Source organism: Streptococcus tangpeifui, assembly GCF_011038795.1.
Lineage (GTDB): Bacteria > Bacillota > Bacilli > Lactobacillales > Streptococcaceae > Streptococcus > Streptococcus tangpeifui.
In genome coordinates, this window is the sequence record NZ_JAAKDU010000002.1 from 261,115 (window position 1) to 272,575 (window position 11,461).

Annotated in this window: 9 protein-coding genes and 2 pseudogenes; 10 read left to right on the plus strand and 1 reads right to left on the minus strand. The window is 43.5% G+C overall.

What is annotated here, in order from left to right; genetic code table 11:
- Positions 1–308: 308 nt before the first annotated feature.
- The 7 genes and pseudogenes from pyrF (at position 309) to G7Y32_RS02950 (ending at position 7,207) form a co-directional block, all read left to right on the plus strand.
- On the plus strand, positions 309–1,007 hold the full coding sequence (gene pyrF, locus G7Y32_RS02920) for an orotidine-5'-phosphate decarboxylase (RefSeq protein WP_165210381.1): 699 nt from the start codon (positions 309–311) through the stop codon (positions 1,005–1,007).
- 45 nt (positions 1,008–1,052) lie between these two features.
- Positions 1,053–1,682 carry an orotate phosphoribosyltransferase gene (pyrE, locus tag G7Y32_RS02925; RefSeq protein WP_165210384.1) on the plus strand — a complete coding sequence of 210 codons (630 nt, stop codon included), beginning with the start codon at positions 1,053–1,055 and terminating at the stop codon, positions 1,680–1,682.
- A 41-nt stretch (positions 1,683–1,723) separates the two neighbouring features.
- Positions 1,724–2,072 (plus strand): annotated as a pseudogene (locus tag G7Y32_RS02930) (MmcQ/YjbR family DNA-binding protein).
- Positions 2,073–2,082: 10 nt separating this feature from the next.
- Positions 2,083–2,583, plus strand: coding sequence for a YbhB/YbcL family Raf kinase inhibitor-like protein (locus G7Y32_RS02935; protein WP_165210555.1), 501 nt, complete (start codon positions 2,083–2,085; stop codon positions 2,581–2,583).
- A gap of 27 nt (positions 2,584–2,610) precedes the next feature.
- Complete coding sequence (locus G7Y32_RS02940) at positions 2,611–3,264, plus strand: uracil-DNA glycosylase (protein WP_165210387.1); 654 nt, start codon at positions 2,611–2,613, stop codon at positions 3,262–3,264.
- 17 nt (positions 3,265–3,281) lie between these two features.
- Entirely contained in the window at positions 3,282–4,550 is a 1,269-nt protein-coding gene (locus G7Y32_RS02945) for a dihydroorotase (RefSeq protein WP_165210390.1), read from the plus strand.
- A gap of 137 nt (positions 4,551–4,687) precedes the next feature.
- A complete protein-coding gene (locus G7Y32_RS02950) occupies positions 4,688–7,207 on the plus strand; it encodes a 5'-nucleotidase C-terminal domain-containing protein (protein ID WP_165210393.1) in 2,520 nt (839 codons plus the stop codon).
- Positions 7,208–7,277: 70 nt separating this feature from the next.
- Here the strand turns inward: G7Y32_RS02950 and plsY are convergent, their stop codons facing one another.
- The gene (gene plsY, locus G7Y32_RS02955; protein WP_165210396.1) at positions 7,278–7,919 is read right to left on the minus strand and encodes a glycerol-3-phosphate 1-O-acyltransferase PlsY; all 642 of its coding nucleotides are present in this window, start codon (positions 7,917–7,919) and stop codon (positions 7,278–7,280) included.
- A 152-nt stretch (positions 7,920–8,071) separates the two neighbouring features.
- Here plsY and parE point away from each other — a divergent pair, with 152 nt between their 5' ends.
- From parE to fic, 3 genes and pseudogenes are all read left to right on the plus strand, one after another.
- Positions 8,072–10,015, plus strand: a complete 1,944-nt coding sequence (gene parE, locus G7Y32_RS02960; RefSeq protein ID WP_165210558.1) for a DNA topoisomerase IV subunit B — start codon at positions 8,072–8,074, stop codon at positions 10,013–10,015.
- Positions 10,016–10,362: 347 nt separating this feature from the next.
- Positions 10,363–10,769: pseudogene (locus tag G7Y32_RS02965) on the plus strand (GTP pyrophosphokinase); the annotation flags it as partial.
- Between the two features lie 22 nt (positions 10,770–10,791).
- Positions 10,792–11,397, plus strand: coding sequence for a protein adenylyltransferase Fic (gene fic, locus G7Y32_RS02970; RefSeq protein ID WP_165210399.1), 606 nt, complete (start codon positions 10,792–10,794; stop codon positions 11,395–11,397).
- Positions 11,398–11,461 lie beyond the last annotated feature (64 nt).

Genomic DNA, 11,461 nt, shown 5'->3' on the forward strand with positions numbered 1-11,461 from the left:
AGTTCAGCACCTGTAAGTTACAATAGAACCAATAATAAACCTTTAAGTTCAGTCCAGAGAGGCTAGCAAGGGAATCACGATATTAGGGGTGAGGATTGCCCTGATTTTGTCATACCTTGCCTCTTTGGCAAGGTTTTTTCTATGACGTTAGTTGAGATAGTTGACCGTAAAAGCCACACTCTGGACTCAGTTTGCACGAAAGTAAAAACGAGATTCTGCAAGATTATTGGTGATTATTGCAAGGTAGAAATTTGCTGTCAAATAAGTCTCCCATTTATCTATCAATAGAAAGGACATTCAAAACAGTTATGAGAGAATCACGCCCTATCGTCGCCCTCGACTTTCCTTCCTTCGAAGCGGTCAAAGAATTTTTAGACTGTTTCCCTCGGGAAGAAAAACTCTATGTCAAGATTGGTATGGAACTTTACTACGGGGCAGGTCCTGAGGTTGTTTCCTATGTCAAATCACTGGGACATTCCGTCTTTTTGGATTTAAAATTGCATGATATTCCCAATACGGTCAAGTCTGCCATGGCAGTTTTAGCCAAGCTTGGTGTGGATATGACTAATGTCCATGCGGCTGGTGGCGTCGAAATGATGAAAGCTGCCAGAGAAGGTTTAGGAAGGGGTCCTAAATTGATTGCTGTGACTCAGCTGACGTCTACATCTGAGGAGCAGATGAGAGACTTTCAAAATATTCAGACCAGTCTGGAAGAGTCGGTCTTGCATTATGCCCAAAAGACGCAAGAGGCTGGTTTAGACGGCGTGGTCTGCTCAGCTCATGAAGTAGCTAAAATTAAGACAGTAACTTCTGAGGACTTTATATGCTTGACCCCAGGTATTCGTCCAGCGGGCTCGGCTGTCGGTGACCAAAAACGGGTGATGACTCCAGCTGATGCTTACAGAATTGGTTCTGACTACATCGTGGTTGGACGGCCTGTTACTCAAGCTGAGGAGCCTGTCGCAGCCTATCAAGCTATTAAAGCTGAGTGGAATGCTCAAGCCTAAAACTTACAAACTAACCTAATCCCCAATTTAGAACGGAGAAACTTTATGACATTAGCATCACAAATTGCATCAGATTTACTAGATATCAAGGCGGTTTACCTGAAACCTGAGGAGCCATTCACTTGGGCTTCAGGCATCAAATCCCCAATCTATACAGACAACCGCATCACCCTTTCCTATCCTGAAACCCGCAGCTTGATTGAAAATGGCTTTGTTGAAAAAATCAAGGAAGAATTTCCAGAAGTTGAAGTGATTGCTGGGACAGCGACAGCTGGGATTCCTCACGGGGCCATCATTGCAGATAAGATGAATCTGCCATTTGCTTATATCCGCAGCAAACCCAAAGACCATGGTGCGGGAAACCAAATCGAAGGCCGGGTTGCTAAGGGGGAAAAGATGGTCATTATCGAAGATCTGATTTCAACGGGCGGCTCTGTATTGGAAGCTGTCGCAGCTGCGGAGCGCGAAGGAGCTGATGTCCTTGGTGTCGCAGCTATTTTCACCTATGAACTACCCAAGGCTGATAAGAACTTTGCTGATGCAGGGGTGAAATTGGTAACCCTATCCAACTATTCTGAACTCATCAAAGTAGCCAAGGTTCAAGGTTATATCAACGCTGACGGTCTGCAACTGCTGAAAAAATTCAAAGAGAATCAAGAAACTTGGCGGGATTGATTCTGTCGCTGTAAGAAAGAGAAAATTAATAGGAGGTTCCAATGGCTTTTGGCAATTTCACCAAGCGGGAACTGCTGGATTGGCTGGTCGATCTGACTGGAGCTGAAGAGGCTTATCCCTTTACACGTGAGAAAAGTAAGGATACACCAGTCATTCGGCATCGCCGCAATCAAAAAATGCTGGCGCTGGTGACACAGAAAAGACGGAAAACTCCTGCTCAACCTCAAACTCCAACCCGAACAGGTAGAGATGATGATGGATACCAAGGGCGTTATCCCAGCTTATCACATGAATAAAAAACACTGGCTCAGCGTTTTAGTCAATGAAACTGAGCTGAGCGAACCTGAACTTGAGGCTATGGTACTGGAAAGCAGCCGTTTAACACGTTAGGAGGTTAATGATGAAAATTACAGTTCCTTTTGAAAATAAAATTATTCCAGATCGTTACAGTAAACATACTGGTGAACTTGAATTGGGGAATGCCATTGTATCCTTCCCTTTTTCCATAGAAGATGTACCTGCGGGCACTAAGACCTTTGCTTGGTCTTTTGTTGACTACGATTCGATTCCAGTCTGCGGTTTTGCTTACATTCATTGGATAGTCGCTAATGTCCCTGCTGCTAAAACTGTGATTGAGGCAGATTTTTCCCGAACGGACAGCCAGCATCTCCATGGTAAAAACAGCCTTGTCAGCAAATTTTTATCAACAGATTTTTCGGCTATTGAAGATAATTACATCGGACCTTACCCGCCAGATAAAGATCACCTTTATACTCTAAAAGTTTATGCTTTGGATACTGAGCTTGCACTTGATCATGGGTTTTACCTTAATGAGCTGATGCATGCAGTTGAAGGTCATATCTTGGCCGAAGCTGAGATTGATTTGATCGGTAAAGTCTGATTCTGAGCTAAGAAAGGATGCTGCCCTATGGAACATTCAAGTTGGCATGAGCTGATTAAAGCTCAGTTACCCGAACATTATTTTGGGAAAATCAATGCCTTTATGGATCAGGTTTACGCCCAAGGCGTCGTCTATCCGCCGCGGGAAAAAGTTTTTAATGCCATTCAAACGACGCCTCTGGAAAAGGTTAAAGTGGTTATTATTGGTCAGGATCCTTACCATGGTCCCAAGCAGGCTCAGGGCCTGTCGTTTTCGGTACCTGAGGCTATCCCAGCCCCGCCGTCTCTGCAGAATATTCTCAAAGAGTTAGCACAGGATATTGGTCAGCGTGACCATCATGACTTGACGCCTTGGGCTAAGCAAGGTGTACTCTTGCTCAATGCTTGCTTGACAGTACCAGCTGGCCAAGCTAACGGTCACCAAGGACAGATTTGGGAGCCCTTTACAGATGCGATTATCAAGGTCGTCAACGAACAGGACAATCCCGTTGTCTTTATCCTCTGGGGAGGCTTTGCTCGCAGGAAGAAGGCCTTGATTAGCAATCCCATCCACCATATTATTGAATCTCCTCATCCTAGTCCGCTGTCAGCTAATCGTGGTTTCTTTGGCTCGCAGCCGTTTTCGAGAGCTAACGAGTTTTTGAGGGCAGATGGAATTGAGCCGGTAGACTGGCTCCGATGAAAAGGAGGACATAAAGCATGTTATTAATTAAAAATGGCCGAGTGATGGATCCCAAAACGCAATTCGATAAGATTTGTGATATCTTGGTGGATGGCGATAAAATTGTCAAAATAGCTGAAACTATTGACGTAGCAGATGCACAGGTTATTGATGCGAGTGGTCTAGTGGTGGCTCCAGGATTAGTTGATATTCACGTTCACTTCCGCGAACCCGGACAAACTCATAAAGAAGATATTCATACAGGAGCTCTAGCTGCAGCAGCAGGAGGGGTAACGACAGTGGTTATGATGGCCAATACCAATCCAACTATTTCAGATATCCCTACCCTTAAGGAAGTTTTGGCTAGTGCGGCTAAGGAGAACATTCATATCTACACCAACGCTACGGTTACCAAAAATTTTGACGGGCAGAATTTGACAGATTTTAAAGCTCTCCTAGAGGCAGGAGCTGTTTCTTTCTCGGATGATGGGATTCCTCTGCAAAGCAGCAAGCTAGTCAAAGAAGCCCTAGAATTGGCTAAGGAGAATAATACTTTCATTGCTCTGCATGAAGAAGATCCGGAACTTAATGGTATTCTTGGGTTCAACGAAACTATTGCCCGTAAGGAATTTGGTTTTTGCGGAGCAACGGGTGTGGCTGAATATAGCATGATTGCGCGTGATGCCATGATTGCTCATGCTGTTCAGGCTCATTTGCACATCCAGCACTTATCAAAAGCTGAATCTGTCCAAGTTGTTAAATTTGCCCAAGAACTGGGGGCTCCTGTAACAGCAGAAGCGGCACCCCAGCACTTCTCTAAGACCGAGGATCTACTTTTGGTCAAAGGGGCTCTAGCTAAAATGAATCCACCTCTGAGGACGGAAAGCGACCGCCTAGCTGTGATTGAAGGACTTAAATCAGGTGTTATTTCTGTCATTGCTACTGATCACGCTCCTCATCATAAGGAGGAAAAAAACGTTGAAGATATGACCAAGGCACCCTCAGGTATGACTGGGCTGGAAACCTCGCTTTCGTTGGGATTAACGAATTTAGTAGAGACTGGTGATTTGAGTCTCATGGACTTTTTGGCCAAGATGACTAGCAATCCAGCAGCTATGTATGATTTTGATGCTGGCTATCTGGCTGAAAATGGCCCAGCCGACATCCTTATATTTGCGGATAAGGAAGATCGTCTGATTTCGGATCAGTTCGCTTCCAAGGCCTCAAATTCGCCCTTTATTGGAGAGACTCTAAAGGGCGCGGTTAAGTATACTATCTGCGCTGGTCAAATTATTTATCAAGCATAATCGTGAAAAGACTAGGAGTTGTAAGCATCATCTAGTCTTTTTCTAACTTAAAAAGTTATTTTTTCTGAACAGTCTCATTTAAATTTATTACTATTTATTGTATAATGAGTAGTAATAAATTTATTTTGGAGTTCTTCATGCGCAAGCAAACAATCTTAATCCCAACCTTATCTGCCCTCTTATTCTCGACGGCAATTTTATCCAATAAAGTGTATGCTGACGAGGCAAATGCTGCTAAACAGGCAGATACTCAGGCGGACTCTATCCAGTTGACAAATTCGGGACAAGCAACAGGCGTTGAAGAACCTGCGACCGGACCGGAGGCAACCTCTGAAAAGACGATTGCGGCCAATTCGAATGAAAAAAATCTAACAACTGACCTCCTAGCTTCTGAGGCGAACAATCAAAATAAGCAAGAACAAGAAACTCCAATCACCCCCAAAGCTAGCGCTACAGAAACAGCTGTTGAAACTGCGTCAAAGTCTGGCTCGGACATCACAATTATTCATACTAATGATGTCCACGGACGACTGGTCGAAGATAATAAGAATGGTGTCATTGGCGATGCCAAGCTAGCTAGTATTGTAAAAAAATCTCGCCAGCAGGGTGAAACGCTTGTTTTTGATGCAGGAGACGCCTTTCAAGGCTTACCAATTTCCAACAGCAGTCAGGGAGAGGCGATGGCTGATGTTATGAATGCTATCGGCTATGATGCCATGACGGTAGGGAATCATGAATTTGATTTCGGCCTTTACCAGCTGAAACGTCTCAAGGAGAAGTTGCAGTTTCCTATCATCAGTTCCAATATCTATGTTAATGGTGCCCGACTCTTTGCGCCGTCAACGATTATTGATAAAACTCCGAATCAAGATGGCGATGAATTTGTTGTTATTGGAGTTACAACGCCTGAGACAGCTACCAAAACTCATCCTAATAACATTAAAGGGGTAACTTTTGCTGATCCAATAACGGAAGTTAATAATGTTATTGCTCAAACTGAGGCTCAGGCTCGGGCAGAAGGAAAGCAGTATCACAATTATGTCATTTTAAGTCACCTTGGTGTTGATGCAACAACCAAAAAAGAATGGCGGGGCGATAGCTTAGCTCACACCTTAGCCAGCAATAAATTGTTAAAGGGTAAAAATGTCATCTTGATTGATGGGCATTCTCACACAGTTTTGCAACTAAATGATGGGAATGTTACCTATAATCAAACTGGCAGCTATCTCAATAATATTGGACATATCACGTTAAATTCTGAGCGTGTTCTATCTGCAGGTGTTATCACATCTGAGCAAGCGATGACTGTTACACCTGATCCAACTGTTGCTGGTTTGCTTGAAAAAATTCAGGCTAAATATCAGGCAGAAAGTTCAAAGGTTGTTAGAGAAAACAGCCCTGTTGAATTAAATGGCGATCGTATGAATGTTCGAGTGCGACAAACTAATCTTGGCGATGCGGTTGCTGACTCGCTTTTGGCTTACGGTCAAACAGGTTTTAAGCACAAGTCTAATTTAGCAGTCACCAACGGCGGGGGACTGCGGGAGACCATTAAGCAAGGCCAGCCAATTACCAAAGGAGATATCACAGCGGTTCTGCCTTTTGGTAACAGTGTGGCTCAAATTGAGGTAACTGGTCAGGATATCCTTGATATGTTCAAGACTTCACTCGGCTCAATCACTCAGCTGAATCCTTCAGGGCAGCCAATCTTAGATGAAGCTGATAATCCTCTATTAGAACCCAGTGGCGGATTCTTACAAGTAGCGGGTGTTCGTGTTTATTATGATACCAATTTAGCAGCTGATCAACGTATCCTAGGCATCCAAATCTGGGATCCAGAGAGCGATAACTATCTGGCGTTGGACTTGACAAAAAACTACTATTTAGCTACCAATGATTTCTTAGCTGCTGGTGGAGATAATTATAGCATGCTGGGCGGCCCTCGCGAAGAAGGACCATCTATGGATCAAGTCTTTGCAGATTATCTCAAATCAGATGTAGATTTGTCACAGTATAAGGAAGTTACTCCCAATGATCGAGTAATTTCCATTTCTGCAACTCATTACTATGACAAGGATTGGATTAAGCGGCATATTAGACGCTCCGATCGTGTTCGAAAAAAGCCTCAGCCTGCACCAAGTCGTGGCTCACACAGGAAACCTGATCCAAGCAATCAACTTTCCATTCCAAAAAAGGACGGAATAGCAGGTTCAACAGGGTTGCCTGATAAAAATAAGACCGATAAAGACCTTGCTCAGTCCAAAGCTGATTCTATTTCCGATACTATCAAAGAAATGGATAAACAGCTGGAGATCAGTAAGACTCTTGATGACTTAAAAAAGGCTAAGGATGATTCAAAGTCTCAATCAGATGATGCTGCTATAGAGGATAATAAACCAGCTTCTGGTAAGGTTGATCTGCCAGATGTTAGCTCTCCAGCTACTGGCAATGCTGCTGGTTCAGGTTCAAGTTCTGGCGGGCAATCAGGAACTGGTCCAGCCGATTCCAACCTAGAGGCCAGTTCGCGTCCTAGTGGAACAAGAACTGATGTTGCTACGAATAATCGCTTTAACGAAATTTTGGTCAGCGTGGTTGGTGTGACTATCATTGCAGCTGGTGCCGTTGCAGATCACTTGCGAGTTCGTAGACGTAAATAAGTAGAATAAATAAAAAGGACATCCTTGCTGGATGCCCTTTTTGCAATAAATTGGCTGGCTAATACTAGGCTTATTTTTTAGGGTGTTGGTGGGTCAAATTCAACCCGAAGGGAACTAAACTTTCTTCCTTATTTCTAATGCGCACCATATTATCCTTGTGCCGCGTAATAATAATCAAGGCTAGACAAGAGACGACCAGAGTAAAGAGCCAGTCGTAGCTCGGTAGGATAAAATGGATAGCAGGAAAAGTGAAGAGAGTCACCAGTCCGAGTAAAGAAACAGCGATACTTGAAAAAGAAATCATACTGGTTAAGAAGAGGATTGTGAAGAAAATGGCCAGCAAAAAGAGGCAATAAAGGGGGGTGAAGCCCAAGAGGACCCCAGCGCTGGTAGCGACAGCTTTACCTCCCTTGAAGCCGGCAAAGATAGGGAAAGTATGTCCTAGAACGGCGAAGAAACCGATGATAAGGGGAGAAATAGTAGTTGCCCCACACCAGATAGGCAGAAGGACAGCCAGGGTACCCTTGAGCATATCAATCAGAAAGGTAACTGTGCCAGCTGTTTTTCCTAGCACGCGGAAGGTATTGGTCGTCCCAGTATTTCCACTGCCATATTCGCGAATATTCTTGTGGTAGAAAATTTTACCAATCCAGAGTCCAGCCGGAATGGAGCCCATTAGATAAGCAATGACGATAAAAAAAATAGTTTCCATGCTGTCATTATATCAAAAATCAAGACCTGATTACAGCTTTCTTGGAAGAAAGCCTGCTGAAAAGCATAAATTAAAGCCTTGAGGCTAAATTTTTTTGCAAATTCCTTCAAAAACTTGTAATATAAGAGGGATGAATAATTGGGAGGTCAATGTTGGCTAAAAAAGAAATTTCAATTACTAATTATAATGATGATGCTATTCAGGTGCTAGAAGGGTTGGATGCGGTCCGCAAACGTCCCGGGATGTATATCGGATCGACCGATGGAACGGGCCTCCACCACCTAGTTTGGGAGATTGTCGACAATGCTGTCGATGAGGCTCTGTCTGGCTTTGGGGATCGCATTGAAGTGGTCCTTCATCAAGACGGTTCGGTCAGCATAACCGACAGTGGTCGGGGAATGCCGACTGGCATGCACGCTACAGGCAAGCCCACAGTTGAAGTCATTTTTACCGTGCTTCATGCCGGAGGTAAGTTCGGCCAAGGCGGCTACAAGACTTCTGGTGGCCTGCATGGGGTCGGATCTTCTGTCGTTAATGCCCTGTCTAGCTGGCTGGAAGTTGAGATTACCCGTGACGGAGCCATTTATAAGCAACGATTTGAAAATGGTGGCAAACCCGTCACTACCTTAGAAAAAATCGGAACGGCACCCAAGTCCAAGTCGGGTACCAAGGTTACCTTTAAACCTGATGATACAATCTTCTCAACAACTGATTTCAAATTTAATACCATTTCTGAGCGGCTCAAGGAATCCGCCTTCCTGCTCAAGGAAGTGACCTTGGTCCTCAAGGACGAACGCACAGATGAAGCAGCTGAATTTCATTACGAAAATGGCGTACAGGATTTTGTTTCCTATCTTAATGAAGATAAGGAAACCCTGACCCCTGTTATCTATTTTGAAGGAGAAGACCAAGGCTTCCAAGTTCAGGTCGCCATGCAGTATAACGATGGCTTTTCAGATAATATCTTATCTTTTGTTAATAATGTCCGTACTAAAGACGGAGGAACTCATGAGACAGGATTAAAAACGGCCATCACAAAGGCCATGAATGATTATGCCAGAAAGACTGGTCTGCTCAAGGATAAGGATAAAAATCTGGAAGGTTCAGATTACCGTGAAGGCCTCTCTGCCGTCTTATCTATCCTTGTTCCTGAGGAACATTTGCAGTTTGAAGGGCAAACCAAGGATAAGCTGGGCAGCCCTCTGGCCCGTCCCGTTGTTGATAGCTTGGTTTCAGATCAATTGACCTTTTTCCTAATGGAAAATGGTGAGCTGGCCTCCAGTTTGGTTCGTAAGGCTATCAAAGCGCGTGATGCCCGAGAAGCAGCCCGCAAAGCTCGTGATGAAAGCCGCAATGGCAAGAAAAATAAAAAAGATAAGGGGCTTCTCTCAGGAAAACTGACCCCTGCTCAATCTAGAAATTCTAAGAAAAATGAATTGTATCTGGTGGAGGGGGACTCAGCCGGCGGATCTGCTAAGCAAGGGCGCGACCGCAAGTTCCAAGCCATTCTACCGCTGAGGGGGAAGGTGCTTAATACAGAAAAAGCCAAAATGCCCGATATCCTTAAGAACGAAGAAATCAATACCATGATTTACACGATTGGTGCTGGTGTTGGACCGGATTTCAATCTTAATGACATCAATTATGACAAGATTATTATCATGACCGATGCAGATACCGATGGTGCCCATATTCAAACGCTTTTGCTAACCTTCTTCTATAGGTACATGCGCCCACTAGTTGAAGCAGGTCATGTCTATATTGCTCTGCCGCCTCTCTATAAAATGTCTAAGGGCAAGGGTAAGAAGGAGCAGGTAGCATACGCTTGGACTGATGGTGAGCTAGAAGAGCTCCGCCAGAAATTTGGTAAAGGTTCAGTTCTTCAGCGCTATAAGGGGCTGGGTGAGATGAATGCTGACCAACTCTGGGAAACAACCATGGATCCTGACAATCGCACCTTGATTCGTGTAACTATCGAAGATCTAGCCCGTGCCGAGCGCCGCGTCTCCGTCCTCATGGGCGACAAGCCTGCCCCACGCCGCCAATGGATTGAGGATAACGTCAAGTTTACCTTGGAAGAAAGTACGGTGTTTTGATTGCTTATTTGAAAAGATAATAAAGCATCTACTTTCACAACGTAACAGGCTGTGGCCTGTCATCTCCTCACTAGCTTATCATCTGTCAATATAATATCGTTTTTGACGGATAAGCGTTATAATTGATCCGCTAAAGACGAATGAAAGCACGAGGAAAAACGGGTTTAACAAAGGTTGGATTAAGATAGTGGCTTGTGCTATGTCTGTTCTTGCAGCTCTTTACTTTATGTTTACAGACAAATTTATCTTAGGAATGATTATGCTCGCCTTTGCTGTAGGTCTTTGGGAAAAGTCGTAGACTGGACAGTGTTGCTAAAGAAGAGCGTCTTAATGCTGTGATGCCTACCAATCTCCGTGACGCCATTAATGATTATCTTATGCGAGCTGATATCGATGCATTTGCTACGTTTGCCGCGTAAAAACTTCTAAGTCACTTTTAGATAAAATCGAACGATTTAGAGAGCGCAAAGAGGTCTGTCTAGTTAATGCTATTTTAAATAATATCTTTAGTGCTCGGATGATTTTAACGTCCGAAGAGACCTCTCAGGTTATGGAACGTTTGGATATATGGCAGAAAAAATGTGGGCTGAAAAACTGGTACCTGCGGGATAAGGACGGTTATGTTGGTATTGACATCTATTTCAAAAATAAGAGAAATTTCTACTATCCATGGGAATTGCAACTATGGGATGAGAAGGATGTTGAAGGAAATGTCGCTAGCCATATTAAATATAAACGAAAATGTGTGGAGTGATTAGGTTAGTAGGTGAGGAAATATGGTTTTAGAAAATAAGTTAGGTTTGACAGATTCGCTTGAGCTCTCAAAAGCTGAAGAAAAAATCAGTAAAGAAAAAGCTAAACGTCTATTTGAAGAAAATTTATTGTCTGATAAACCTGCAGGTACTTACGAAACTTTAGCATTTATTCATGGATTTTTGTTCGAAGATATTTATGATTTTGCTGGAAAGTTGCGCTTAGTTGATTTAGCAAAGGGTGGATTTCGCTTTGCTCCCTTAGTCTACTTGAAAGCTTCGCTTAAAACCATTAACAGTATGCCTCAAGATACTTTTGATCACATTATTGAAAAATATGTTGAACTGAACATTGCCCATCCTTTTCGCGAAGGCAATGGGCGCAGCATGCGTCTCTGGTTAGACCATTTACTAAAAAATGAGATTAGTCAAGTCATCGACTGGTCACAGGTCGATAAAGAAGATTATCTTCTGGCTATGGAACGTAGTCCAGTGCGTGATATTGAAATCAAGTATATCCTCAGAAAAGCACTCACGGATGACATCGATAACCGTGAGCTCTATATGAAAGGTGTCGATCACAGTTACGATTATGAAGGTTATCGCCTTTATAGAACCGAGGAGCTGTAAGAAGAGATGATAGTTATCAGAAATCGGAAATTTCGAGTCGAAGTTTCAAATTTAGCTATGAAAG